The sequence below is a fragment of the Parapedobacter lycopersici genome (genome assembly GCF_024643285.1).
Lineage (GTDB): Bacteria > Bacteroidota > Bacteroidia > Sphingobacteriales > Sphingobacteriaceae > Parapedobacter > Parapedobacter lycopersici.
The window spans coordinates 901,346-928,240 of sequence record NZ_JAMSLW010000001.1 but is presented as its reverse complement, the minus strand read 5'-3'; the positions used below and the strand labels follow the sequence as shown (position 1 = coordinate 928,240).

The following is a 26,895-nucleotide window of genomic DNA, read 5'->3' as shown; positions in this document are numbered from 1 at the left end:
CCTTCACCTTCATGATTGGAAGGTGGCTCATACTCCTGCTGATCTCCACCAAAGCCTATACCCAAACCTACACCGGAACACGTCATCAAGCAATGGGAGGCACGGGCACTGCCCTTCAGGAGATATACAGCCTTACGGCAAATCCGGCCGGATTGACCCGGTTGGATCAGGTCGTCGTGCATGTCGCATACCGGCAGCATTTTCTTTCTACTGAAATTACAGGTCAGACGGCGCTTTTGGGTATCCCGACCCGGTTGGGCAACATGGGGGTTAGGATCCACCGGTATGGCTTACAGGATGCCTATGAGGCGCTGCATGGAGGTGTTGTTTATGCCAAGCCACTTGGTCCGAAATTAGCGTTGGCGATATCCGTTAATTTCCATCAGTTACGTATTCCCGCGTATCGCGTTGACCGATCCTTTTCGGCTGACGCCGGTCTGCAATACCATATACGTGAAGACCTGGTCGTAGGGATACACTATCAGAACATAGGTAACATGGGCTACGAACGGGTATACGGTGTCGTTCCATCAACACTGCGTATCGGGGTGGGTTATCAGCTGGGTAAAGTGATACTCACTTCGGACGCTGTGTATGATCTGACGCGGACCCTGGATGGCCGCGCGGGCCTGGAGTATGCGCTGACAGCGGCATTATGGCTCAGGGGAGGGTTTTCATTATACCCCCTGCAACAATATGCGGGATTTGGCCTTGCCTGGGATCACATGGTCGTAGATGTTGCCACTACGTTTCATCCCCGCTTAGGGATTTCTCCACAAATGGGTATCAGTTATGCGTTTTAGGAGTTATAGCTGCACGGTGCTGGGCAGCCTGCTGCTGACTTGTTCGTTATACGGGCAAACGGACAATGCGGCGCTCATCGAACACCTGGGTGAATTTTATGCCGAAGACAGGGATGAAAACTTTGATTTTACGGAATTAGCCGAACGGCTGGAATTTTACCGGCAGCATCCGATCGACCTGAACCGGACCGACGGATCGGAACTTCGCGAGCTATTGTTTGTACCTGAGTTGTTCATCGGTAACCTGCTGGCCCACCGGCATGCATCGGGCAGACTGGTTTCCGTGTACGAGTTACAGGCGATTGAAGGGATGGACCTGGAGCTGCTGCGGATGCTTATTCCCTTTGTGGAAGTAAATACCCCCGGTTCGCTATCCGAAGTTCGTGCCCGGGAGCTGCTATCGGAAGGTGCGCATGACCTGATGGTCAGGTATGGACGTATGCTGCAAAGGCAGCGGGGTTATGCCATCCGCGATACCGCGCGCTCGCGCTACCTGGGTTCGCCGGATCGCATGTTTGTCCGGTACCGCTATCATTTTAACCGGGACCTGCGGGTAGCGGTAAATATGAAAAAGGACGCCGGGGAACGTTTTTTTTCCGGCGCACAGCGCCAGGGGTTTGACTTTTATTCCGGAAGTGTATATATGCGTAACCAGGGGCATGTCCGGGACCTGGTTATTGGCGATTATGCGCTGCAGTTCGGCCAGGGACTGGCCATGTGGTCGGGACTCGGATTCGGGAAAGGGGCTACGCTGCAGCAGGTAGCCAAGCAGGGCACCGGGCTTCGCCCGTATACATCATCCAACGAGGTGCTGTTTTTGCGTGGGGCCGCAGCAACCATCGCCCTGAAGCCCAACCTGTCGGTTACCCCTTTTGTGTCGTGGCGTAAACTGGATGGCTCCATGGAGCACGCTGCTGACAGTACACAGCTCGTTGGTTCCCTCGGTCAGACCGGCCTGCACCGAACGCCCTCGGAAGCCGCAAACCGGAATGCGCTCCAACAATGGGTATACGGGCTCAATATCCAGTATGCACGCCGCCGGTTTACGCTTGGTGCAACGGCGTTCCGCACGGAATTCGATGCTTCGATCAAGCCACGTCCGCGGCTGTATACACGGTATGCATTCCGGGGCCGTTCGCTATGGAATGCCAGTTTGTATTACAGCGGCACGGTTCGCAACGTGTATTTTTTCGGTGAGGCGGCTCATCGCATCGGCCGTGGCTTCGCTTTCCTTAATGGCGCGATGCTGAACCTGCATCACCGCCTTTCACTGGTCTTGCTCCATCGGGATTTTCACCGGGAGTATCATTCTTTTTATAACCAGGCATTTGCCGCAGGGAGCGCGGCAGTTAATGAACGGGGGTTTTATTCGGGTTTAGCTTATCAGCTTGGCAGGCGCGTGCAATGGGTGGGCTATGTGGATGTATTTCGTTTTCCCTGGCTTCGTTACCGGGTAAATGCGCCGTCAGGCGGGATGGACATGCTGACGCAGTTTACCTACGAATGGTACAAGCGGGCAAAGGCAAGCATTCGTTATCGGTATCGCCGCAAGGCTGAAAATGCTGCGTTGGACCTGCCTGAAAACCGGGTGGTGGACGTCAACCGGCAACAGTTGCGGATCGACGGGCAATATACACTCGACGACCGCTGGCGTATGCGCAGCCGGGTGGAATTTTCACATTACCGGAAGGAGGGAACCCCAACGGAAATTGGCTGGCTGTGGTACCACGATGTGATTTATAAACCGATGAGCTCGAGATTCAGTGGCAATGTACGGGTGGCCATGTTCGGTACGCCAAGCTATCAGTCCAGAATCTATGCTTTTGAAAACAATGTACTGTACGCGTATTCGTTCCCCGTATACCATAACCGTGGTATACGCGCCTATGTCAATGTAAGGTGTCGGTTGCAACGGAAGATAGACCTTTGGTTACGTTACGCCACATTTATCTACCGGGGAGTGGATGAGGTAGGAACCGGATTAAATGCTAGTACAGGGAATCAGCGTTCGGAGCTGACCGTCCAGTTACGGATTCAATTTGATTAGTTTATTTTTTTTCTACGCCCAGCACCGGAGTTGTTTGACTATACCAGTAAGCGGACGGAAAAGGAAAAATAACATGAACGGAGAGCAAAAAATAAAATCCCTTTTGCAACGATACCTCGCAGGTAAATGCAATGAGTCCGAACGTGCTTTGGTTGAACAGTGGTATCAAATACACCGGGCTACCGATCCAGCTGACATACCATATGATGAAATTGAGCAGGACCTGCTTACTGTCGGTGAACAACTGCCCGCCGCCCGAAGACAACGATGGTTTTTTAAGACCCGGTATGTGGCGGCAGCCACACTGATAGCTGCCACGCTGGTCGCTTATTTGCTGATGGTTCAGCGGAACGGATTATCCGACAGCACCCACCATCCAATAACAGCAGCCGATATTATGCCAGGTGGTAATAAAGCCACGCTTACGCTGGCCGATGGCCGGCACATCGTGCTGGATGATATTTCGGCCGGAAATGCAGGGACACAGCGGGACAGCATCGTATTTAAAAATGAAGCCGGCCAGCTGACCTATCTTTCCGAAGGAACACAAACCGGAAATAAACGGGCTATTCCGCTGAATACAATTACCACACCGCGCGGCGGGCAGTACCGTGTTACATTGCCTGATGGTACCCAAGTGTGGATAAATGCAGCTTCGTCGTTGACCTACGCAGCCATTGACAACAGCGGAGAACGGGTTGTGCAGTTGAAAGGGGAAGCTTATTTTGAAGTTGCAAAGTCCAACGGAAGGCCATTTCGCGTGATTACGCCACGGCAGACCGTTGAAGTAATGGGAACACATTTTAACGTGAACAGTTATCCGGATGAACCGGCTGTGAAAACTACGCTGCTTGAGGGATCGGTGAAGATTGTGGGACATGCGACTGACGAGGCGGTGATGTTGCGTCCGGGCCAGCAGGCATCGCTCAACAAGGAAAGCCAGTTATCCGTACGACAGATTGATATTAACGATGCCGTGGCCTGGAAAAATGGGCTATTCCGCTTTGAAAACTCAGACATTGAAGCCATCATGCGGCAGTTCGCCAGGTGGTACGATGTGGAAGTGGAATTCGAAGGCAGCAAGCCGGATATTAAACTTTGGGGTGAGGCATACCGGAATGCCAGCGCCTCACAGGTGTTGGATATGCTGGCCTATTTTGATTTAAAATACCGGATAGAAACGAACAATAGCGGCAAGCGGAAAATTATTATCTACACGTAATGTAAACCAACTAATTATTAACCAATGAGAAGACAAAGAATGAAAAGCGGAAAAATTCCCTAAGCCGGAACTGATCGGAAGATAGCTAATTAAAAACGTCTCCTGACGGCCATCAGAAGACGTAAAATGTTTAAGTCTATTCCGAAAGGATAAATTCTTGTAAGTGAATTCATTATTAACTCAAACATCACAAAGGTAATGAAATTTAATTGGTGTGCAACAGGCGCTATACTCAATGTGCTGGCGTTGCGATTTCTGTCGTATGTAAAATGGAAAAAACTAACCGATTTACTTGTTGATAAACGGAAGGTTATTATGCGGTTCTACTTAATTGTCGGCATTCTGTCGGTCGCTTTTGTCCAGGTGAGTGCAACCAGCGTTGCACAGTATATAACCATCCGGATGCGGAACGCGCCGATGGAAAAAATATTTCAGGAAATCAAGGCACAGACCGGCTATGTGTTTGTCTATAACAGCGAAAGCCTTAAGGATGTGAAAATTGATCTTGCCGTTACACACGGTACTGTGGAGGAGGTATTGGCGGATTGCCTGGCTGGACTTCCCTTTTCCTATCGGATTATCAATAATAACATCCTGATCAGGCAGGAGCGGCTGTCAAATCCCATAAGGGGAGCCGATATTGAGATCCAACGGGATATTACCGGAAATGTGAAAGATGAGCGGGGAAACCCGTTGGAAGGAGTGACGGTATCCGTAAAAGGGGCCGCGGCTGCGACGACAACTGACAAAATGGGGAATTACCGCATAACGCGTCCGCAGGACGGAGCATCGCTCGTATTTACCATTGTTGGATACGAGTCCAGGGAAATCCCGCTTGGTTCGGCATCGGTAATTAATACCGTGTTAACCGAAGCGGTCAGTGACCTGGCGGAAGTGGTGGTAGTCGGATACGGGACGCAGCGCCGGCAGGATCAAACGACGGCCAGCAGTACCGTTGATGGCGGGGAATTGCGGTCTTCTTCTACGGCAAATGCGGGTAACATGCTGGAGGGACAGGTGGGTGGACTCAGTGTACAGAACAACGAAGGGACGCCGGGGGGCAATCCGATTATCCGGATCAGGGGCGCCACGTCGTTGCTGGGCAGTAACGAAGCATTGGTTGTGGTGGACGGACTGCAACGGGGAAACCTCGGCGATTTGAATCCCTCGGATATCGAATCGATGGAAGTGCTGAAAGGGCCCGCTGCAACGGCGATTTATGGCTCAGAAGGAGCTAACGGTGTCATCTTGGTTACTACAAAACGAGGAAAAACGGTTGCACCTGATGTGAGCTTTTCAAGCAGCTACACGTACGCGGCCGTCAACACCAATGCTTACCAACTAATGGACGCCGCTACGTTTGCCAGGTATGCCAATCTGAGGGAGCTGGCTGACAACCTCGATCGTGATCCGTTGCCTATTTATTCGGACGAACAGATCGCCGCATTTGAGAATACCCGTGGGACCGACTGGATGAAAGCCATTTTCCGGGGAGGATCTACTTTTAATAATGCGTTGAGTATCAGCGGGAGGGGAGAAAAGATTAATTACCTGTTTTCGGGAGGGTACCTGGATCAGCAGGGTACGGCGTTGAATTCGGGAAATAAGCGTTATACGTTACAGACTAATTTGAGCTTCGACCTGCTGCGCTGGATGCAACTCAATGTAAACTGGCTGGGCGTTAAAACCGACCAGCAGAATAACCTGCGTGGCGGTATAGGTGACAAACTCATGAATCCCCTGTATAATGCACTTATTTATCCTTCGGTTTATCCGGTGTATGACGAAGACGGCAATTATACCGATGTAAGAAATGACCGCGGAGCCCCGTTCTGGAGCTTTAATCCCGTGGCAACGGCACTTGAACCCATCAACCGGGGGAAAAACACGACAAACAATGTCAATACATCCATCATATTTACGCCGTTTAAGGACGAGGACCTGTCGCTGGAAATCCATGCAGGTGCCCGGTTCAACGAATATAATTTTTTGAATTATAATAATACTAAAACGTTTCAGGGCGCCAGTTCAAATGGAAGAAGCTCCATTAATTACCTTTCTTCCCGGTTTTTGCAGAACACGAATATTTTAAGGTATCGAAAGCAATTCAACCGGCATAACCTGGAATTTACAGGTATCTATGAGCAGAAACACGACCAGAATTATCAGGTGACACTTGAGAACCGGAATTTTCCGACCCCGGAAACCAATATCAACGATCTGGGCTCAACGCTGAACCAGGTGACAAGATCGGCGGCTCTGGCGTCTTACATACGTTCCTGGGCCGGTCGCGTCAACTATAATTTTGACGATCGCTACCTGGCGAGCGTCAGCTACCGGGCAGACGGTTCGTCGGTTTTTGGTGCCGATAATAAATGGGGGTATTTCCCTTCTGCCTCGCTGGGCTGGCGGATCTCCGAGGAACAGTTTCTCAGCGATGTGGACGCCCTCACCGAGCTGAAGCTTCGCGTCGAATGGGGGATTACGGGAAATCAGGCCATCGCTCCCTACCAATCGCTGAGCGCAATCGGTACAACGGGCAGGTACCCGCTGTATGGAAACGGTTCGGATATACCCGGCTATGGTATATTGCGACCGGAAAACCCCGACCTTAAATGGGAAGAAACGGAACAGCAGAATGTGGGTATCGACCTTTCGTTGTTTCAGGGCAAATTCACTTTCGTAGGCGACTATTTCCATAAGATAACACGTGATATGCTGATGCCGCGGGAAGTGGCAGAATACACCGGTGTAAGTACCATTATCGGCAATGCGGGGAAAATAAGCAATACCGGTGTTGAGACCATCTTCGGCTATTCTTTCCGTTCGGGGGATTTTACCATGAGCACGAATGTCAATTTCACCAAAAATTACATTAAGGTCCTGGATCTGGGTGGTGACGACAAAATAGGCTATAACGGCGGCACCGGCGGATACGGTGCGAATGAAGAGGTCGTTTTCATGTTTAAGGGTGAACGTTTCGGCCAGTTTTACCTATGGGTGGATCAGGGTACCTGGGGAACCGATGAACGGCAACAGGCCCTCCGGTATGGGCAGCTGCCCGGTGATACCAAATACCTGGATGTCAATGACGACGGTATTATTGATGAGCAGGACCGTGTCCGGTCGGGCAGTATTAACCCGGATGTCTATTTCGGTATTAATTCACAGATGACCTACCGGAATTTTGGTTTTTCTTTCAATATAAACGGTGTTGCGGGAAATAAAATCATGAACCAGGAACGGATGAATGGTGACGTACTGCTGGATGAACTGTACAGCAACCGTTGGACGGAAACAAACCAGCAAACAAATATCCCCGCTATCATTGATGAACGCACGCGGGCTGCGGAAACGGCAGGTCATCCGACGACAATCAATATTCCCTATACCATGTTCGGTGCCACAACCCGTTTTCTGGAGAGCGGTTCATTCGTCCGGCTGAGAAACGTCCGGTTGTCCTATAACCTGGCCGGCACGGTAATTAAACCGGATAGGCTAAAGAATTTTACCATCTATCTTGAAGGTGAAAACCTGGTTACGATAACGAATTACAGCGGCTTCAATCCCTCGGTAAGCGCCTTCCGTGAAGCAACACGTCAGGGGTTTTCTGTTGTGAATTATCCGGTTGCCCGGACCGTTAGCCTTGGTTTAACTATTGGCTTTTAATTAAATGATTCTGACATGGAATACATCAAAAGAAAATACATAACGTCTTTCACGCTGTTAGCTTCGCTGACGTTTCTAGCCAGCGGATGTGGAAAGGACTTATTGCAGGAAACACCAAAGAGTTTTGTGAGCGCAACGGATTTTTATACCAATGCCCGGCAGATCGAAGGTGTTTTTGCGAATTGCATGAACTACCTCTATGGCGGCTGGGGCCCATACGACTCCCATTATGAGTATTCAATTTTTGACGATCAATATGCTGACGGGAACCTGATTATCCCGGTAACGCATGGGAACAGAATGTGGACTTCACATTACAAGGCGATAAATGACCTGAATCATATTATCCGGTCGATGAACGAAAAGGGGTTACGCGACGAATCGCCGGAAGTGATGGACGGGTTAATGGGCAAAGCGCGGTTTCTGCGCGGCTGGAATTATTTTCAGCTGGTCCGGTATTATGGCCCGCTTCCCTTGCTGACCGACGCAACGGAGAACTACTATGCAGGTGACCTGGCGAGATCACCGATTACGGAAATATATGATTTTATCATTGGTGATTTTGAATATGCCATTGGGCACATCCCCGCTACGGTAAACCAGGGAGAGCCGGGCAGGGGCGTGGCAAAGGCCATGTTGGCGGAAACGTACCTGACCATGGCCAGTTACCCAATGAACAAACCGGAATATTACAGTAAAGCGGCTGAATATGCATGGGAAGTAATCAGCGAAGGGAAATACGCATTGGTGGAGGATGTAAACCGACTGTTTACGGCGGGAGAGGAACACGGGAAAGAGATGATGTGGGGGTTTTATGCCACACAGAACGATCCGTCGATTGAAGCCGGTACCTGGTATAATTTCGGAGTATCGCTCGAATGGCTGGGCCGATTTCCGGAGCAGCCGCGTAAATCCGCATGGTTTATGTTTACGGATCTTGAGGGGAATTATTATTTAGATGTGGGTATCAACCCCAGTATGAAGAAATACCTGTATGCCGGTAATGTGGAAACCGGACTCCTCACGGCAAACATGTCGATCATGCGCTATGCCGATGTTTTGCTGATCTATGCGGAAGCAGCAAACATGGCCAATGGAGGACCGACCGATGATGCAGTTTGGGCAATTAACCAGGTTATTGACCGGGCAAATGGTCATGAAGACAACGCAGCTGATCCGTTGGCCACACGTTCGATGAGTCAGGCCGTATTTGATAAAAAGGTAATAGCGGAACGGAATTGGGAGTTGTGCTTCGAAGGTCCAAAGCGGTGGTTTGATCTGATCCGGAAACGGATATTGAAAGACGAGGTCCGGGAAGAATATCAGATAAACTTCAGTGAAGACGATTATTTATGGCCCATTCCCTTGTATGATTTAAGAAATAATCCTAATCTTGAACAAAACCCTGGATATCCCAGAGAATAAACCATAGCTATTGTCACGTGGATTAGTATTCCAATATTGGTAAATAACAGATAATAAATAATTATGATGAGCACGACTAAAAACAAAGACATCTCCAGACTTGATTTTCTGAGAACTTCGGGGTTTATGGCGGCCGGATTGGCATTTCTCCCGGGATTTATCAGCTGCGGATCGGGCAGTGACCTCAAAAAATACCAACTTGTTATCCGTGCCGGTGCTGACCCGGTAGAAAAGGAAGCCGCAGAACGATTGCAGCATTACCTGTCGGAAATCTCTGGTGCTGCTATACAGGTCGTGGAAGAAAGTGGATTTCAGGGCACCCATGCCATTTATCTCGGGCAAACCGATTACGCAAAAACCCAAGGGGTAAACGCCGACCAGTTAGCGGATGGCGGATACAGCTATAAACCGGTGGGAAATCATATCATTATTGCCGGTGGAGCGAAAAAGGGCTTGCTTTATGGGGTCTATGACCTATTGGAGGCCGTGGGCTTCCGGATGTATTCACCCGATTATACTTATATGCCGAAAGACGATGCTGCCGCATTCCCGGGAGCGGAAAGGGTTGTTGCACCGAAAGTGACCTATCGGACAACATCGTACAGCCGGATGGGCGACCAGCAGCTTTCCGATTGGCATAAAGTTTCTTCGCGGGACGACTGGGGGTTGTTTGTGCACACATTCAATACCTTGTTGTCGCCGGAAGAATACGGTAAAACGCATCCGGAGTATTTTTCACTGATCAACGGGACGCGGCTCCCGGGTACCCAGCTCTGTCTCTCCAATGCAAAGGTGGTGGAAATCGTAGTGGCAAACCTGAAAAAGGAAATTGCCGAAAATCCAGAAGCTACTTATTGGTCAGTAAGTCAGAATGATAACGACCAGTATTGCCAGTGTGCCGCCTGTACCGCGCTGAATAAAAAATACGGAGATGTACCCAGTGGTTCGATGGTTTATTTCGTCAATGAGGTGGCAAAACAGGTGCCGGACAAAATCATCTCCACGCTGGCTTACTGGTATACCCGGAAGGCGCCGAAAAATATCAAACCGGAACCGAATGTCAATATTATGCTCTGTAATATTGAAAGTAAACGGCAGGCACCCGTCTATGAAACGGACCCGGCATTTTCCAATGACCTGAAAGACTGGGCCAGCCTTACAAACGATATTCTAATCTGGGATTACAATATCCAGTTTACGAATTTCTTTGCGCCTTTCCCCAACCTTTTTACCATTAAGCCGAATATCAAGTTTTACACCGACCATAGCGTGAACGCCCTGTATATGCAGGCAAATAATGAGGCTGCGGCTGAAATGGCATTGCTCCGGGGTTACCTGATTTACAAATTGATGTGGGACCCGGATGCCGATGACCAGGCAATCATAGACGAATTTGTAAACGGTTATTACGGCGCTGCCGGACCGTATATCAGGCAATACATTGATGCCCTGCATCAGGCCCTTACCGAAAGCGGCATGCAACTGGATATTTTCGGCGACCCCATTGATGCGAAGGACGCCTTTTTATCGGCCGAAAAAATGGGAAAATATAAGGAATTGTTTGACCAGGCCGAAAATGCAGTGAAGAGCGACCCCGAACTGCTCCAGCGGGTACATGTGGCACGATTACCAATCATGTACGCTGAAATCCAGATCGGGCGGACGGAGATTGATACGCCACGCAGCATGTACCAACATGCCGACAATGGTACTATCATAGCCAAACCCGAAATGAAAGCATTGGTGGAACAATTTGTGGCGGGCTGTAAAAAGGAGGAGGTAGCGCTTGTACGGGAACGGGCAGGTACCCCTGATCACTTCCTGGAATCTTATAACCGGATTTTCACGAATATGGAGGAAACCGGTTCTGTTAAGTCTTTTGGCAAGAAAGTGACCGCCATCACGCAGCCGAGTAGTAAATCGAAAGGTGTAGAAGCATTAACCGACGGCATTTTTGCATCCTATGAATCCTGGCAGAAAGCAGATACTAACTGGATATCCTATGAAGGCGTACATATGGATTTTGTGCTGGACCTGGGTGAGGTTATGCCGGTCAATTCCATCAATATGGATTTTCTTAATCCACAGGCTCAGCCGGATTGGCACCTGATGGCGCTTCCAAAATACGTGACTTATGCGCTATCTGCCGATGGTACAACATATGGCAGCCCCATTCGGATTGACAATCCGCATAACCCCAACCCGTTTGAAAATCCGGACATCAGCAAGGTTTCTATTCAATCGTTTCGGGCCGATACGAACGGAAAAGCCCGTTACATTAAAGTGCACGCGGAAAACCTGTTGAAGATGCCGTCGTGGCATATACGCGCAGGTAACCCGGTCAGTATTTTCACTGATGAGATCGTAGTAAAGTAACGTACATCGTCCGGGAATATTCCATCGGATATTCCCGGACGAATAACGTTAGTTACGGCTGGCGTACCGCGATAATTTTTTAAGCCTGTTTGCGTACAGCAGGTGATCAGAACCAGATATAGACCAATGAAGTAAAAGGGCCCACTCCCCATGTTGGCTCAAATCGGCTTCAAAATGAAGAACAGAATTACATTATATCAATCCTGCACGGATATTGAGCTGGTCTACCTAATTTCGGAGGACAATCACGAAGCATATCGGGAGATATACAACCGATATGCCGGAGTGCTTTACCTTCATGCACGCAGAAAACTCAACGACAGGGAGGAGGCTAGAGACCTCATTCAGGAATTATTTATTTCACTTTGGAATAATCGCAATACGCTGACACTGCACTCACACCTGTCCGCCTATCTATACCGTGCCATCCGCTATAAAATAATCAATATACTGTCTCGTAAAAAACTGGAAATGACTTATATGGATGCGATGATAGGTGCTTACACATGTGAGCCGACAATGACGGATCATCAATTGAGAGAAAATGAATTGAAAAGGCTGATCGAAAAGGAAGTAAACGGACTGCCGCCGAAAATGCGTAAAATTTTCCACATGAGCCGGCAGCTGAATTTCAGCCATAGAGAAATCGCGGAAAAACTGGACCTTTCTGAAGCAACGGTAAAAAAGCAGGTAAATAATGCCTTAAAAGTCTTACGTATCAAACTGGGAACTCTGCTTTCTGTTCTGCTTATCATCGTTATGTTAGGTATATACAAACTCTGGTAGCCCCCCGGTCTACCGATTTGCATTTTTCCTTTTTTTGGTTAAGTTTGCATAAGCCTGTTGAAATAGCGGGCCGAACCAATTAACCAATTTTCCAAAATGGTCACGAAGCATTTTCCGGAGCCTGACCTTGTACAGCACTTATTAGCAGGTGATGAGTGGGCGTTCCGTAATGTGTTTGACCGCTTCCACCCTAAAATTTATCGGTTTGTTTTCAGCTTTCTTAAAGATAAGGAACGGAGTGAGGAGATTGTCCAGGATACATTTTTGAATTTTTGGATGCACCGAGAGAACCTCAGACCGGACCTGCCGATTGCCCCGTTGCTGTTTACCATTGCCAGGCGTATGCTGGTGGATGCCTGGCGCAAAGCGGCTTCATCGGAAAACTTCCGGCGCCGGCTGATTGCGAGAATGGAATCGGAGTTGAGCAATGATGTGGAAGAAAAGCTGTTTGCTGCGGAACTGGAACGCATCACCCAGGATGCCCTGAAAAAACTAAACGAACAACAGCAAAAGGTGTTTGCATTAAGTCGATATGAAGGATTGTCTTATGAAGAAATTGCCGAACAGCTGCACATCTCCAAGAACACGGTAAAATACCATCTGATGAATGCGTTGAAGGTGCTGCGGGCACACTTTAGTGAACACGGCATCCTCTACCTGTATTTTCTGTATTTCATCGCATAAAAGAAATTCCCACTACCCATCCTATCCGTTCGTACGTATTCCCCTATATAACCAGTTCATGGGCACGGTCCCATAACCTTGAATGCTTCAACATGGATACAAATAAGCTGAGACAGCTGTTGGCCGATTATATGGCAGAAACGATCAGTAAGCCCGATTTGATTATGCTGCTGGATTACGTGGCGGCAAAGGAAAACGGTGTACAGCTGGATCAGCTGATGAATGAGTCATTGCTTGACCTGGCGCCGGATCCGGAAACAGCTGTTGACTCAGCGGCATTATACCAACGCATAATCAGCCATTCGCAGTTTAATCGGCAGCCGATATTCAAAAAAAGAAGGTACTGGAAGTGGGTGGGTGCCGCCGCCGCCGTCCTCGTGGTTGCGGGTGTTTTTTTCTGGGGCGTTGGGGGATCCCGCTACTCGGAAACGGGCTCATTACAAGGGAACAACCGGACGCCCGTTCTGCGGACGGTCACAACTGCACCTTCGGATATCCCTGTGTTGCGGCTGGCTGATGGCCGTGTAATCAACCTCGATAGTGTGGCCGGCGGTGTATTGGCATTGGAAGATGGCATGCAGATTACGTTGGAAGGCAATCAGCTGCATTATGAAGGCGGGGATACAAAAGATGCCGAAGGGAAAACACTGAAAAATACGATCATAACACCCAAAGGCCGTCAATATCAGGTCATTCTCCCCGATGGCAGCAAAATGTGGCTGAATGCAGCGACGACGCTGACTTATCCGGTTCAGTTTGATCGTGATAAACGTGTGGTTGAAATTAGTGGAGAGGCCTATTTTGAAGTGCAGAAAGCAGCGAACTGGCCATTTATTGTAAAGACAAAAACACAACAGGTGGAGGTACTGGGCACGCATTTTAATGTGAGTGCTTATGACGGGGATCAAAAAGCAAAAACGACATTGGTGGAAGGGAGCGTGAAAGTCTCTTTGGTTCGGCCGGGAAATGGCCCCAATGCGCATGAGCCGTCAACTGTATTAAAGCCCGGTCAGCAAGCGACCACCTATTTAAATAAGGAGGCCATCAATGTAGATGCGATAGACCCTTATGAAGCAGTATCATGGAAAGAAAACCTGTTCGTATTCAATAATGAGGAGATCAGCGAAATCATGAAGAAAGTGAGCCGTTGGTACGATGTGGAAGTTGTTTACCAGGACGGCATGGCTGGTAAGCGCATCGGCGGCACTATTCCGCGGTTTGCGCAAATAAATGAACTCATGGACGCGCTGATGGCCACGGGCCTGCTGCGCTATAAAATGGAAGGAGGTAGGGTCGTCATTATGGAATAACCGTTCACATCGGCGGCTGAATAAAAAACCGGAAGCGGGGGAACGCTTCCGGAAGATTATCCAAGCCCTTAGGCCGAATTCAGTTTATCAAAATGTATAGCTAACGATTTTAATAAACCTGTATGATGCAAAAGTATAAAAAAATTGCCGTAAACCACTATGGCAATACACTAACCAATTTTATTAACTCGCCAATAATTATGCGATTGTTTTTCATATTGCTGATTGTCGGCATGCACGTAAGCGTATTTGCCATTGCGCAAAAAATTACGCTTGACGAGAAAAATGTCTCACTAACCGAGGTGATTAAGGAAATTAAACGGCAAAGTGGCTATAATTTTCTGTATGACGCCGGCGCATTGCTCAATGCACCGAACGTCAGTATCCATGTGGCTGGCGTTACGGTAACGGAGGCGCTTGATCAATGCCTGAAGGGACTGCCCCTTGGGTATGTGATCCGCGACAATAGCGTAATCATTTCCAAAAAGGCACCTAACAAGACACCGGTAACACCCTCGCAGCAACAGGAGGTAAGTGGCCGTGTTACGAACCAGCAGGGTGACCCGCTTCAGGGGGTCAGCATCCGGGTCCGGGGCGCCAATCAGGGTACTACTACCAATGCGGATGGACGATACTCACTGAATGTTGCGCAAAACAGTACGCTTGTTTTTACTTATATCGGTTACCTGGAACGGCAAATTGCCATCGGTTCTCAAAGGACGGTCAACATCAGCCTGGAGGAAGACCAGCAGGCGCTCAGTGAAGTGGTGGTAACCGCGTTGGGTATCAAAAGGGAAGCAAAAAGCCTGGGCTATTCCACTGCCACTGCCGCTCCTGAGGAAGTAACCGTGAACCGTACCTCGAATTTTATGAATGCCCTGCAGGGAAAAATGGCAGGTGTAAACATTACGTCAATGGGTTCGGGAACGGCGGGAACAAGTAAGATACGGATCCGGGGCCAGTCGTCTTTCGGCGGGAACAATTCACCGTTGATTGTGGTCAACGGGGTGCCGATAGACAACACCAATTTCGGTGCGCGGGGCGATGTGAGTGAACGCGGCAGTAACCGTACATCGGACAGTGGTGACGGCCTGAGCAGCATTAACCCCGATGACATTGAGAGTATGACCGTACTGAAGGGAGCGGCAGCTTCTGCGTTGTACGGCTCGCGGGCTAAGGATGGAGTGATCATGATTACCACGAAGAGCCGGAATGCCGGTGGGGGTATCGGCCTGGAATATAATACCAACTTCACGCACGATACACCGCTGGATTATACCGATTACCAATATGATTACGGCCAAGGAGAAAATGGGGTACGGCCTACGGCACCAAACCCCACTTCAGGCCAATGGAGTTTCGGGGAACGGTTTGAACCGGGAATGACACAGATACTGTTTGATGGGGTCGAAGTACCGTATGCCCCGCAAAGGGACCAGATCACCAATTATTATCGGACCGGTTTTAACTTCACCAACAGCGTAACCCTTTCTTCTGGGGGTGAATTCGGTGGCTTTAACCTTTCGGTTTCCAATATGAACAGCAACGCCATTTTACCCGGATCGGATTATGACCGGAAAACGGTGAACCTGGGCTTTACCCATACATTTGCCGATAAACTGACCGTTTCCGGCAATATCAATTACTCTAATGAACGGCGGCATAATCCGCCGAATATTGCTGAACAGGACTACAGCCCGGTAGTCATTTACAACTTGGCCAATTCCATGCCGCTGGACCTATTGAAACAGTACGCCACCGACGAAAACGGAAATGAATACCTGTGGTCAAGATTTACCAACCGGACCAATCCGTATTTTGCGTTAACGCGTTTCGACAATATCGACCGTGACCGCATATTTGGCAACATCACTGCGCGCTATAATTTTACCGACTGGCTTTACCTGCAAGGGCGTGTGGGACAGGATTATTATGCCCGGGATCAGGAATATAACCTGCCTACGGGCAGCCAGCGGCAGGCACCTGCTCCCCCGGGATTCGTTAACGGTGAATACGTGCAGGATGTTCGCCATTTCAGGGAGATTAACGCAGACATCCTAATCAATGCAACGCGTACTTTCGGTGATTTTGGTGTTAACCTGACGCTGGGGGGTAACCAGATGTATCGCAAACTGACCAACAATAATGTATTGGTGGATGATTTTTATACGCGTGGTCTGTATACGCTGGGTAATGGCCGGCAGCTTAGCCCGATCTACAGCATTAGCGAAAGACAGGTAAACTCGATATATGGCGCCGCTGAGGTTTCGTATCGGGAGTTTTTATACTTGAACGGTACGTTGCGGAACGACTGGTTTTCTACCCTGTCACCTGAGAACAGAAGCATCAGTTATCCATCCGTCACGGCCAGTTTCGTTTTTTCCCAGGCCCTGCGTGAATCACTGCCGGATTGGATTTCTTTTGGTAAGCTGCGGGCGGCATATGCCGAAGTAGGTAGCGACACCGATGTGCAGCCCTATTCCAATAACCTCTTTTATTTCATTAACCCGTTGCAGTTCGCCGGTCCTGATGGTTCTGCCCGGACATTGGCCAACATCAATGGTACGGTCGTTCCGAATCCCAATCTCCGTCCCATGCGGGTCACCGAAAAAGAAGTGGGCATCGAAATGCAGTTTTTTGCCAACCGACTGGGCTTTGAGTTAACGGGATACGATAAGCTATCGTCCGACCAGATTTTGCAGGCACAGATCTCAGATGCCTCGGGGTACATTAATCAACTGGTGAATGTCGGCCAAAGCCGGAACCGTGGACTGGAAATGCTGGTTACGGGCACGCCGGTAGCAAGGGAACATTTTGAATGGAACGCCAGTTTTAATGCGGCTTATAACGTGACCAAGGTGCTGAATCTAGGGAAGGATGTGAGCGATGATATGATCACGGTCGGTACCGGTGAGTTTACCGGCGAGCTCCGGCAGGTAGTTGGACAAGCCATGGGGCAGTTGTATGGTTTTGGATACCTGAGAGATGATCAGGGCCGGCAGGTTTTTGACAGCGGAAACGGACGTCCGCTGCGGACACCCTCACAAATCGCTTTTGGCAGCGCGCTGCCGCTCTGGGTGGGCGGGATCAACAACGGCTTTAGGTACAAAGACCTGACCTTTTCTTTCCTGATTGATTTTAAGCTGGGACATAAGATGATCTCGGGGACGAACTTCAATGCCTGGCGGCACGGTCTGCATCAAGGAACATTGCCCGGAAGGGAAGAAAATGTAGTGGTGGGCAGTGGCGTTAACGAAGATGGACAGCCCAATACCACCGCTTCGGGATTGCAGGCATTCTATGAAACGGTGCGAAGCCAGAACATCGCCGAGCAGTTTGTATACAACGCCGGGCTTTGGCAGCTAAGGCAGGTGACACTGGGTTATGATTTTTCAAAACTGCTGAATCAGGTGCGGTTTATAGATGGTCTCAGGCTGAGTGTCGTGGTGAATAATGTGGCTGTTTTGAAAAAATGGGTGCCTAATATCCATCCGGATCAATTCGGGTTTCCATCAGATAACCTGGTGGGCCTGGAGGCAACCGGACTGCCCATTACCCGGAGTGTAGGATTCAACCTGAATGTGAAATTCTAATGAATCGCCGCAACTAATTTTTCAACACTTAAGTATGGATAACATGAAAAGGATTAACACATATATATTAGGCGGTATGCTCTCCCTTGCCGTATGCGTTTCGTGCGACAGCGGGTTTGACGAGATGAATATCAATCCCATCGCCCTTACCGATGTGGAACCGGTATTCCAGCTAAACAGTGCGCTTGTTTCCAGCGCACCGACATACGGTAACCTGAGTTATGAGACAACGATCGTCAAGCAGATGATTACGCCGTTCAGTGGTGTCGGCGCCGCGGCCAATTTCAATCAGGATAATCGGAATGTAGCTGCCGGAAACTGGGAGAACGGTTACCGTAACCTGATCAAAAACCTGGTCGACGTCATCAACCGTACCCAGGACGACCCTGCTCAGGCCAACTTATACCATATCGCGAGGATATGGAGGGCATTTGCCTTTATGGTATTAACCGATACATATGGGGATATTCCCTATTTCAGTGCAGGGCAGGGCTACCTGGAGAATGTGTCGAACCCGGTATACGACGCGCAGGAAGCCATTTATGCCGATCTGCTGAATGAGCTGGAAGGGGCCTCGTCCGCGTTGGATCCCGCGGGTCAGCCAGTATCAGGTGAAGTACTCTATGGAGGGGACATTACAAAGTGGAGGCGTTTGGGGAATTCGCTGCTGCTGCGGGCAGCAATGCGGCTTTCCAAGGTAGACCCCGGTAAAGCAGCCGACTATGCCGCACGGGCCGTTGCCGGGGGAGTAATGGAATCAAATGACGACAACGCCATAATCCGCCACAATGCCAATTTTAACAACCCCATTGGCAGTCAGCTGAATGGTGGCCAATCGGCCTTCTATTACCTTACCGAGGATTTTGTGGATTACCTTAAGATGAATGACGATCCGCGCCTTATGTCCATTGCTGTCCGCTACATCGGTGCCACCAGCGGAGCCGACCAGACGGAGGGAGTGGCCGACCGGTCGGTTGACGTACAGATTGGAATGCCCCAGGGATATGATAACACCACCGTATCGGAGGCCGTGGCGGCAAGTGGCCTGGCCAGCCTGTGGGATTATAGCCAGCTTGACCGTACGCGCATGGCTGACCCGCAGGCGCCGAGTTTTTTGGTAACGCATGCACAGACCCGGCTGCTGCTTGCTGAAGCCGCTGTACGGGGCTGGATTTCGGATGATGCAGCTGCCTTATATGCCGACGGTGTAAGGGCACACATGCAGCAATTGGCTGCATACGGGGGCGGTACTGCAATCAGTGAAGATGCGATTACTACTTATCTGGCAGCTCATCCGCTGGATGCGGGTGCGGCCATGGAGCAGATCAATACGGAATACTGGGTGGCCTCCTTTTTAAATGGCCCGGAAGCGTTTGCTAATTTCCGCAGGAGTGGCTACCCGGAACTAACACCCAATCCTTATCCGGGCAGCGACCTGCAATCGGAAGATTTTATACGCCGTATTACTTACCCGGACTCGGAATTAAATGTAAACCAGGAAAACGTACAACAGGCAATTACACGGCAGGGACCCGATCTATTGGATACACGTGTCTGGTGGGATACTCCCTAACGGACATTAAATCCGCGGCCCCATTGATGCCACTAACAGCAAAAAACCAAAAAATTAGGCTAATGAAAAACTTAAAAACAAGACTTAAACGGGGAGAAACACTCACCGGTTGCTGGCTGAACCTGGGAAGTTCGGTCACCGCTGAAATTGTAGGCCTGTCCGGATTTGACTGGGTACTGATTGACCTCGAACACGGTGCCGGAGAAAGCAAAGACCTGCTGTTTCAGCTGCAGGCGCTGACCCACACCCAGGCAGCTGCTATAGTGCGGGTGGAGAGCTTTGAACGGCAACGGCTGCACCGGGTGCTCGACCTAGGCGCTGAAGGCATTATGTGTCCACGGATAAATAACGTGGCAGAAGCCCAGGCCGTTGTCGATGGGTTATTTTATCCGCCCGAAGGTGTCCGTGGTGTAGCCAAAATGGTACGTGCCACTAATTTCGGTACGCGTTTCTCCGAATATCGGGAAACTGCCAAAGACAACCTGTTGGGTATCGTCCAGATTGAAACGCCCGGCGCCCTTGACTGCCTCGACGGCATTGCTGCCCTGGATGGGGTAGACGTGCTTTTTATCGGACCGGCAGACCTGTCCATGGCGCTTGGCATTTTCGGACAGTTTGACCACCCAATCTTTAAAGACGCCATCCGGGCCACGGTAAATGCCGCGAAAAAAGCAGGTAAAGCCACGGGAATCCTGTTGTTTGATCCAGCTGACTTTCCCACTTATCACGAAATGGGCATCCAGTTGATTGCCTGTGGTGCGGATGCGACATTCGTAGCCCAGGGTGCCCGTCAGACGGCTGACAAGCTAAATTCATTTATTTCCAAACCCTTAAATCGAACATGATGAGCATCACCCAATTGATAGCCGATCCCATATTTATCCTGCTCATCGGCATGTTTATCGTGGTGGGCGGGATTATCGGAATGAAGCTCCATCCTTTTTTGGCATTGCTGCTGGGCGCTTTCGTGGTCGCCTGGATGACGCCCGCGGCGGCGATCGAACAGTTTGGACTGGATAAGGGGCTGTCCGCAGATGCTGCGCTGCAGCTGTCGGAGCGTAGCATTGGTGAGCGGATCGCCGTGGAATTTGGTAATACGTGCGGCAAAATCGGTATCCTGATTGCGATGGCTGCCATTATTGGCAAATGCATGCTGGATAGCGGTGCTGCCGAAAAGATTGTACGTTCCATGCTGCGTATGACCGGCATTGAGCGTGCGCCAATCGGATTCCTGATCAGCAGTTTTTTCATTGGAATACCGGTATTCTTCGATACGGTTATTTTTCTGATGATGCCGCTGGCGAAAACCATGTCGATGCGTATCGGGAAAAATTACCTGTTGCTTGTGCTGGCCATCCTTGCCGGCGCCGTAATGGCCAATTCGCTGGTGCCCCCTGCTCCCGGACCGCTCTTTCTGGTCGGGGAGATGCAGATACCCATCGGCCTGATGATGATTGCCGGGGCGCTTTTGGGAATCGTTACCAGCGCTTCAGGCTACCTGTTTGCCACCTGGGCGAATCGGAAGTGGACTATTCCCGTCCGGGATTCGCTGGATGCCCGTTTGGAAGATATCCGGAGCAACGCGGAAAAGGATGATAAACAACTTCCTTCATTGGGCTGGTCGCTGTTGCCGGTGCTGATTCCGCTGGTATTCATCTGTGCACATACGTTCGTACATTCGTTATTGCCCGCCGAAAGCATTGCGGCACCGTCGGCTGTGCTTTCGGCCACCATCTCCCTGATTAACTTTCTTGGCGACAAGAATATCGCACTGATTGCCGGTGGACTGGTTGCACTGATCCTGCTGGTGAAGCAGAAAAGGGAAAGTAAAGAAGGCATGACGGCCTTCGTGCAGGCGGCACTAATGAGCGGTGGTGGGATTATCCTGATTACCTCCGCAGGCGGCGCTTTCGGTAGTATGCTTCAATATACCGGCATCAGCTCCACCATCGTGGAAATGACCCGCGGTTACCAGATGGCGCTGATCCCGCTGGCGTTTTTTATCGCCGCGGTAGTCCGTACAGCACAGGGTTCGGCCACGGTTGCACTTATTACGGCGTCCGGCATCCTGTCTGGTATGGCTAATACCGGTCACCTCGAATACCACCACCTCTACCTGGGCCTGGCCATCGGCTGTGGCGCCAAGCTGGTTCCCTGGATGAACGATGCCGGCTTCTGGATTGTGTGCAAGATGAGTAATCTCACGGAGCAGGAGGCATTGAAAACCTTCATGCCGATGAGCATTATCATGGGGGTAACCGGGTTGATCGTTATCCTCATCGCCGCACAGCTGCTGCCGCTGATCTGATTTAGTTAACTGAATATTTACCATAAATAATGAAACGATGAAAAGAAGAAAGTTTGTGATAACCGCCGGTACCATGGGTGCTGCTGTGTTGGGCGGTGCTGTAGGCACGGCGGCGGTGAGCTGCAATACACCTGTGGCTGAAAACACCGCGTCAGCCAAGAAGAAGGTACTGATGAAGGTGGGGTGCCAGTCGGGGGGGACCACCATCGAGAACCTCGAATTTAAAGCCCGGCATGGGGTGTACAATATTGACGGCGGGATGCCCAAAGTGATCGATGGTGTGGGGTGGGATCTCGAAGATTCCATGGCTAAACGTGAGGCCTGCGAAAAGTACGGCATCAGCCTGGATGCTTATCACTTGCCGCTCACCTCTGCAGGCATCGATCGGGTGCTGTACCCCAATATTATGCTGGGAAAAAGTCCCGAACGGGACCGGGAAATCGAAATCATCCAGCAGATGATCGAGGTGGCCGGGAAGACTGGTGTCAAATTGTTAAATTACAATACCACGATACTTCCGGTATTACGTACGGGCAGGACAGTCGATCCTAAACGGGGCAATGCCTCATATAGTACGTGGAATTACGAAGAGGCAGTCAAAAACAATGATCCGAAGACCGTCGCCGGCGATGTTTCCATCGATGACATGTTTGAACGGATTGCTTATTTTCTTGATCGGGTGCTGCCTGTGGCAGAAGAATACAAAGTGAAGCTGGGAAATCACATCGCGGATCCGCCGACCCACCCCGGTTATCGGGGGATTACCCGGTGGAACAGTCCCGACGTGTTTGAAGGCATTAAGCGGTTTGCGCAGCTTTCCGACAGCGAATACCACGGGTTTAATTTTTGTATCGGTTCCATTGCCGAAGGGCTCAAAGATCCGAAAACCGAAATTTTACCGATTATCAAATGGGTGGGAGAACGGAATCAAATATTCAATATTCACCTGCGGAACATCAAAGGAGGGTGGGACAATTTTCAGGAAGTCTATCCTGATAATGGCGACATGGATTTTTTCCAGGTAATCCGTGCGCTGCGCGATGTAGGTTTTGATGGCATGGTGATGCCTGATCATGTTCCGGTACACGCCGCTGAGGGGAGCAATGCCCAGGCATTTGCTTTTTGTTACGGTTATATCAAGGGGCTTTTACAGGCCGTATCGGATGAAGTTTAAAATATTTTATGGAAGTTTGCTGTACCGGTCCGGATACATCCGGACCGGTATGCATAATGAATGGAATTAATATGGAAAAAATAGGTTTCATTGGCTTGGGTATTATGGGGAAACCCATGGCACACAATTTAATTAAGGCCGGTTATCCCCTTGCGGTACTCAAACAGAGCAAGGCCGCAGTAGAGTTAGCGTCGGCAGGGGCCCAGCTGTTTGATAGCTATGCGGCCATCGCTCGGCACAGCGATGTACTGATTACGATGCTTCCCGACTCGCCGCAGGTAGAGGAGGTGGTCTTCGGTGAAAACGGAGTGCTGGAAGGTATTGCAGCCGGGGCACTTTTTATTGATATGTCTACTATTTCTCCAGCCATGGCCATCAGATTATATGAAGCATTGCGTCAGAAGGACGTAGCGGCATTGGATGCACCGGTATCGGGCGGACAGGTGGGGGCGGAGGCTGCTTCATTGTCGGTGATGGCAGGGGGGGATGATCATGCATTTTCCCGGGCATTGCCGATATTGCAGGCGATGGGCAAAAATATTGTACATGTAGGGCAACAGGGTGCCGGTCAAACGGCCAAAGCATGCAATCAATTGGTGGTGGGCATGACGATCCAGGCAGTTGCTGAGGCATTCACGCTGGCCAGAAAAGCAGGAGTAGACCTGAAGAAGCTACGTGAATCGCTACTCGGTGGATTTGCGCAAAGCAGGATACTGGACCTTCACGGAAACCGGATTATAGAGCGTAATTTCACTCCGGGGTTCCGGTTAAACCTGCATAGGAAAGACATGAATATTGTATTGCAGGCAGGTAAGGAGCTTGCAGTACCGCTTTCAGGAGCTGCCCAGGTAGCGGCTCAAATGGATGCTGCCATTGCGTTGGGCAAGGGTGAATCAGATCACAGCGTGCTGGCCCAGCTGCTGGAACACCTTTCAGGGATAGAATAACCAAATAATAGCTTCACCAATGCATATTCTCATTGCTCCCAATGCCTTTAAACATGCGCTTGACGCACCTGATGTGGCGGCCAGTATACAAAAGGGCCTGGCCGCCAGTCAGCTTTCCTGTACCGCCGAATGCTTTCCGATTGGCGACGGGGGCAACGGCACCGGTAGGTTAATTATCGAAAGATGCAAGGGGACATTTATCCATGCCCGGGTAAAAGACCCGTTGGGCAGGCCTGTTTCCGCTTCTTTCGGGTTGATTGAAAACGGACGGACAGCTGTAATCGAGATGGCAGACGCTTCGGGTTTGCACCTGTTAACGCCGGAGACGCTGAATCCGCTGCATGCCAGCTCTTACGGCACTGGCGAATTGGTTCGTGCGGCGTTGGATAAAGGTGTAACACACGTCGTCATCGGAATGGGTGGATCGGCTACGGTTGATGGCGGCAGCGGCATATTGGCGGCATTGGGTGTGCGTTTTTTGGATCGTCAGGGTCAGCCCATCTTGGACCTTCCTTACGGACTTCAACGATTGCACGCAATTGACCGATCCGCGGTCGACGAGCGCTTAAAAAATTGCCGGATTACTATACTGTGCGACGTGCTGAATCCACTGCTTGGTGAAAACGGTGCGGCCCGCATTTTTGGTCCCCAGAAGGGTGCCAACCCGGAGATGGTTGAACAACTGGAGGATACGCTCCGGCACTATGCTGGAGTGATTTTTGCCGAAACAGGGATTAATCTTGCCGATATCCGTTCCGGTGGGGTTGCCGGCGGCGCAAGTGCAGGATTATACGGCCTGTTGGAAGCCACATTGGCCAATGGGATCGATTATTTTCTGGACCTGACCAGGTTTGATGAATCGCTCGCAAAAAGTGATCTGGTGATTACAGCGGAAGGGAGTATCGATACACAGACATTGGAAGGGAAGGGACCATTTGGCGTAGCCAGTAGGGCTAAGAACCGTAATATTCCGGTGATCGGACTGGCTGGTAAGGTACCCGTTGAAGATCATCCCGCCCTGAAACAATATTTTGACGTACTGCTCGCTATCGGCAATGGTCCTGTTCCGTTGGAGGAAGCGCTGCGTACCACTTCCCAAAACCTGGTGCGCTCAGCCACGCAGCTCGGCGATTTAATTGCGCAATTTGGCCGACCATAAATCCAGTTGTCCTTTTTATTGCCGTCGGAGCGCCCGCCGGATTACTGGACTGCATTTACCGGATCGTAATGTATTTTTTTGATGAATTTATAATTGCTTTTACTTTTTGATGAAAGTTATCTTTAATATTGAACATTAAAATCAAAAAGCTAATGATAAACATCAAAAAAATAGTGGTATTGGACGGGTATGGTCTGAATCCGGGTGATCTTGATTGGAGTGCACTGGAGAAATACGGCCAGCTGACCGTATTTGACCGGACAAAGGAAGCGGAAATTGTGGAACGCGCAGCCGATGCCGACGTAATTCTTACCAATAAAGTACCTATAAGGTCTACCGTTTTGGCACAATTGCCCAAACTTACTTATATAGGCGTGCTCGCCACGGGCTATAATATCATTGATATTGACGAAGCAAAAAAACGGGGAATTGTTGTAACCAATGTGCCTGGATACAGCACCTCATCGGTTGTTCAGCTGACATTTGCGTTGTTGCTGGAACTTTGCCACCGTGTTCAGCGGCATAGTGACAGTGTGATGGAAGGAAAATGGTCGCGCTCCCCCGATTTCTGTTTCTGGGACTATCCATTGGTTGAGCTGATGGATAAGACCATTGGAATCATTGGATTTGGGGATATCGGGCAGAAAGTGGCCGACGTAGCATCCGCATTTGGTATGAACATCATCGGCCACAGCCGTACCCAAACCGATCAGTCCCATCGCGGAAACTTCCAATGGGGTACGCTGGATGAGCTGCTGACCCAATCAGACGTTGTCAGTATTCATTGCCCACTTACCCCACAGACGGCCGGATTGATTAATAAGGATACCTTGGCTAAGATGAAAGAAACTGCGTTTCTGGTGAACACGTCGAGAGGGCCGCTTATCGTGGAAGAGGACCTGGCCACAGCACTGAATGAAGGACACATAGCCGGAGCGGGATTGGATGTGCTATCAACCGAGCCCCCTCCGGCTGGAAACCCACTTTTTACGGCTAAAAATTGTGTGATCACTCCACATATTGCCTGGGCGACAAAAGAGGCAAGAGTACGCTTAATGAACAGTGTTGTTAATAATCTGACGGCTTTCTTGGACGGTGCGCCGGAGAATGTCGTAAACCGATGAGAAAAAATAGAAACAGCTGATCGAAATTTCCCTATATTCGTGCCCTAATTATAACGAACTAAATTATTTACGGCAAGCGTGCTTGAAAAGAGACAAACAGGGTGGACCAACATCAGTTAGTGCTTCAAGTCAAAAATGGGGATGAGAAGGCCTTTAAGTCGGTTTTTGACTTATTTAACAAGCGCCTTCTCTACTTAGCTACGGAAATAGTTTTGGATACGGCTGTTGCCGAGGATATCGTGCAAGAGGCTTTTGTGAAATTGTGGTGCCGCAGGGAACGTTTCGCTGACCTTTTATCCATTAAGGCATTTCTCTACCTGTGTGTTAAAAACTCATGCCGTAATGCCTACAAGCACACCAAGGTCGTCGACAAATATATCTCCCGGCAGGGAAATCAGATAGAAGAACAGTTTATTGAATCAAAAATCATTGAGACAGAAGTGTTCAATGGGTTGTATGATGCCATTGAAAAACTACCTAATGGCTGTAAGGATGTGATCTATCTTGGGTATTTTGCGGAAATGAGCAATCAGGAAGTGGCGGATGCCCTGGATGTCTCGATTAATACAGTGAAAACGCAGAAACTGCGTGCATTGCGCAGCCTGCGGGTATTTTTAAAGAACTTGTCGCCGGGCCTTTTTCTCCTGATAACGGAAATATTCCATCGATGATGTAACCCTGATCGGGAAATTGAT

18 protein-coding genes are annotated in these 26,895 nt (G+C 49.9%); all 18 read left to right on the top strand.

Annotation, left to right across the window (positions count from 1 at the left end):
* Positions 1-11 precede the first annotated feature (11 nt).
* The 18 genes from NEV57_RS04055 (at position 12) to NEV57_RS03970 (ending at position 26,871) form a co-directional block, all read left to right on the top strand.
* Positions 12-803, top strand: a complete 792-nt coding sequence (locus NEV57_RS04055; RefSeq protein ID WP_257656993.1) for a hypothetical protein — start codon at positions 12-14, stop codon at positions 801-803.
* A complete protein-coding gene (locus NEV57_RS04050; protein WP_257656992.1) occupies positions 793-2,850 on the top strand; it encodes a helix-hairpin-helix domain-containing protein in 2,058 nt (685 codons plus the stop codon). The genes NEV57_RS04055 and NEV57_RS04050 overlap by 11 nt, the downstream gene beginning before the upstream one ends.
* Positions 2,851-2,953: 103 nt before the next feature.
* Complete coding sequence (locus NEV57_RS04045) at positions 2,954-4,072, top strand: FecR family protein (RefSeq protein ID WP_257656991.1); 1,119 nt, start codon at positions 2,954-2,956, stop codon at positions 4,070-4,072.
* Between the two features lie 198 nt (positions 4,073-4,270).
* A complete protein-coding gene (locus NEV57_RS04040; RefSeq protein WP_257656990.1) occupies positions 4,271-7,741 on the top strand; it encodes a SusC/RagA family TonB-linked outer membrane protein in 3,471 nt (1,156 codons plus the stop codon).
* Between the two features lie 15 nt (positions 7,742-7,756).
* A complete protein-coding gene (locus NEV57_RS04035; RefSeq protein ID WP_257656989.1) occupies positions 7,757-9,166 on the top strand; it encodes a RagB/SusD family nutrient uptake outer membrane protein in 1,410 nt (469 codons plus the stop codon).
* A gap of 63 nt (positions 9,167-9,229) precedes the next feature.
* Positions 9,230-11,542, top strand: coding sequence for a glycoside hydrolase family 20 protein (locus NEV57_RS04030; protein WP_257656988.1), 2,313 nt, complete (start codon positions 9,230-9,232; stop codon positions 11,540-11,542).
* Between the two features lie 174 nt (positions 11,543-11,716).
* A complete protein-coding gene (locus NEV57_RS04025; protein WP_257656987.1) occupies positions 11,717-12,328 on the top strand; it encodes an RNA polymerase sigma factor in 612 nt (203 codons plus the stop codon).
* Positions 12,329-12,424: 96 nt separating this feature from the next.
* Complete coding sequence (locus NEV57_RS04020; RefSeq protein WP_257656986.1) at positions 12,425-13,012, top strand: RNA polymerase sigma-70 factor; 588 nt, start codon at positions 12,425-12,427, stop codon at positions 13,010-13,012.
* Positions 13,013-13,104: 92 nt separating this feature from the next.
* A complete protein-coding gene (locus NEV57_RS04015) occupies positions 13,105-14,322 on the top strand; it encodes a FecR family protein (protein WP_257656985.1) in 1,218 nt (405 codons plus the stop codon).
* A gap of 122 nt (positions 14,323-14,444) precedes the next feature.
* Positions 14,445-17,915: a SusC/RagA family TonB-linked outer membrane protein gene (locus NEV57_RS04010; RefSeq protein WP_257656984.1), complete on the top strand. Its 3,471-nt coding sequence runs from the start codon at positions 14,445-14,447 to the stop codon at positions 17,913-17,915.
* Positions 17,916-17,958: 43 nt separating this feature from the next.
* Complete coding sequence (locus NEV57_RS04005; protein ID WP_257656983.1) at positions 17,959-19,488, top strand: SusD/RagB family nutrient-binding outer membrane lipoprotein; 1,530 nt, start codon at positions 17,959-17,961, stop codon at positions 19,486-19,488.
* Between the two features lie 62 nt (positions 19,489-19,550).
* Positions 19,551-20,333 (top strand): HpcH/HpaI aldolase family protein, encoded by a 783-nt coding sequence (locus tag NEV57_RS04000; protein ID WP_257656982.1) that lies wholly within the window; start codon positions 19,551-19,553, stop codon positions 20,331-20,333.
* Positions 20,330-21,796 (top strand): GntP family permease, encoded by a 1,467-nt coding sequence (locus tag NEV57_RS03995; RefSeq protein ID WP_257656981.1) that lies wholly within the window; start codon positions 20,330-20,332, stop codon positions 21,794-21,796. Before NEV57_RS04000 ends, NEV57_RS03995 begins: the two co-directional genes overlap by 4 nt.
* A 37-nt stretch (positions 21,797-21,833) precedes the next feature.
* Positions 21,834-22,970: a mannonate dehydratase gene (locus NEV57_RS03990; protein WP_257656980.1), complete on the top strand. Its 1,137-nt coding sequence runs from the start codon at positions 21,834-21,836 to the stop codon at positions 22,968-22,970.
* Positions 22,971-22,978: 8 nt separating this feature from the next.
* On the top strand, positions 22,979-23,917 hold the full coding sequence (locus NEV57_RS03985) for a 2-hydroxy-3-oxopropionate reductase (RefSeq protein WP_307876383.1): 939 nt from the start codon (positions 22,979-22,981) through the stop codon (positions 23,915-23,917).
* 19 nt (positions 23,918-23,936) lie between these two features.
* On the top strand, positions 23,937-25,076 hold the full coding sequence (locus tag NEV57_RS03980; RefSeq protein WP_257656978.1) for a glycerate kinase: 1,140 nt from the start codon (positions 23,937-23,939) through the stop codon (positions 25,074-25,076).
* 152 nt (positions 25,077-25,228) lie between these two features.
* Positions 25,229-26,200 carry a D-2-hydroxyacid dehydrogenase gene (locus tag NEV57_RS03975; RefSeq protein ID WP_257656977.1) on the top strand — a complete coding sequence of 324 codons (972 nt, stop codon included), beginning with the start codon at positions 25,229-25,231 and terminating at the stop codon, positions 26,198-26,200.
* A 119-nt stretch (positions 26,201-26,319) separates the two neighbouring features.
* Positions 26,320-26,871 (top strand): RNA polymerase sigma-70 factor, encoded by a 552-nt coding sequence (locus NEV57_RS03970; RefSeq protein ID WP_257656976.1) that lies wholly within the window; start codon positions 26,320-26,322, stop codon positions 26,869-26,871.
* Positions 26,872-26,895: the final 24 nt, after the last annotated feature.

What these genes read in the sequence shown, in the direction of transcription:
- NEV57_RS04030 (WP_257656988.1), top strand. Translation starts at nt 9,230, where the DNA reads ATGATGAGCACGACTAAAAACAAAGACATCTCCAGACTTGATTTTCTG.
- NEV57_RS03985 (WP_307876383.1), top strand. Translation starts at nt 22,979, where the DNA reads ATGGAAGTTTGCTGTACCGGTCCGGATACATCCGGACCGGTATGCATA.
- NEV57_RS04050 (WP_257656992.1), top strand. Translation starts at nt 793, where the DNA reads ATGCGTTTTAGGAGTTATAGCTGCACGGTGCTGGGCAGCCTGCTGCTG.
- NEV57_RS03980 (WP_257656978.1), top strand. Translation starts at nt 23,937, where the DNA reads ATGCATATTCTCATTGCTCCCAATGCCTTTAAACATGCGCTTGACGCA.
- NEV57_RS04035 (WP_257656989.1), top strand. Translation starts at nt 7,757, where the DNA reads ATGGAATACATCAAAAGAAAATACATAACGTCTTTCACGCTGTTAGCT.
- NEV57_RS04020 (WP_257656986.1), top strand. Translation starts at nt 12,425, where the DNA reads ATGGTCACGAAGCATTTTCCGGAGCCTGACCTTGTACAGCACTTATTA.
- NEV57_RS04005 (WP_257656983.1), top strand. Translation starts at nt 17,959, where the DNA reads ATGAAAAGGATTAACACATATATATTAGGCGGTATGCTCTCCCTTGCC.
- NEV57_RS03995 (WP_257656981.1), top strand. Translation starts at nt 20,330, where the DNA reads ATGATGAGCATCACCCAATTGATAGCCGATCCCATATTTATCCTGCTC.
- NEV57_RS04010 (WP_257656984.1), top strand. Translation starts at nt 14,445, where the DNA reads ATGATGCAAAAGTATAAAAAAATTGCCGTAAACCACTATGGCAATACA.
- NEV57_RS04055 (WP_257656993.1), top strand. Translation starts at nt 12, where the DNA reads ATGATTGGAAGGTGGCTCATACTCCTGCTGATCTCCACCAAAGCCTAT.
- NEV57_RS03990 (WP_257656980.1), top strand. Translation starts at nt 21,834, where the DNA reads ATGAAAAGAAGAAAGTTTGTGATAACCGCCGGTACCATGGGTGCTGCT.
- NEV57_RS03975 (WP_257656977.1), top strand. Translation starts at nt 25,229, where the DNA reads ATGATAAACATCAAAAAAATAGTGGTATTGGACGGGTATGGTCTGAAT.
- NEV57_RS04000 (WP_257656982.1), top strand. Translation starts at nt 19,551, where the DNA reads ATGAAAAACTTAAAAACAAGACTTAAACGGGGAGAAACACTCACCGGT.
- NEV57_RS04015 (WP_257656985.1), top strand. Translation starts at nt 13,105, where the DNA reads ATGGATACAAATAAGCTGAGACAGCTGTTGGCCGATTATATGGCAGAA.
- NEV57_RS04025 (WP_257656987.1), top strand. Translation starts at nt 11,717, where the DNA reads ATGAAGAACAGAATTACATTATATCAATCCTGCACGGATATTGAGCTG.
- NEV57_RS04040 (WP_257656990.1), top strand. Translation starts at nt 4,271, where the DNA reads ATGAAATTTAATTGGTGTGCAACAGGCGCTATACTCAATGTGCTGGCG.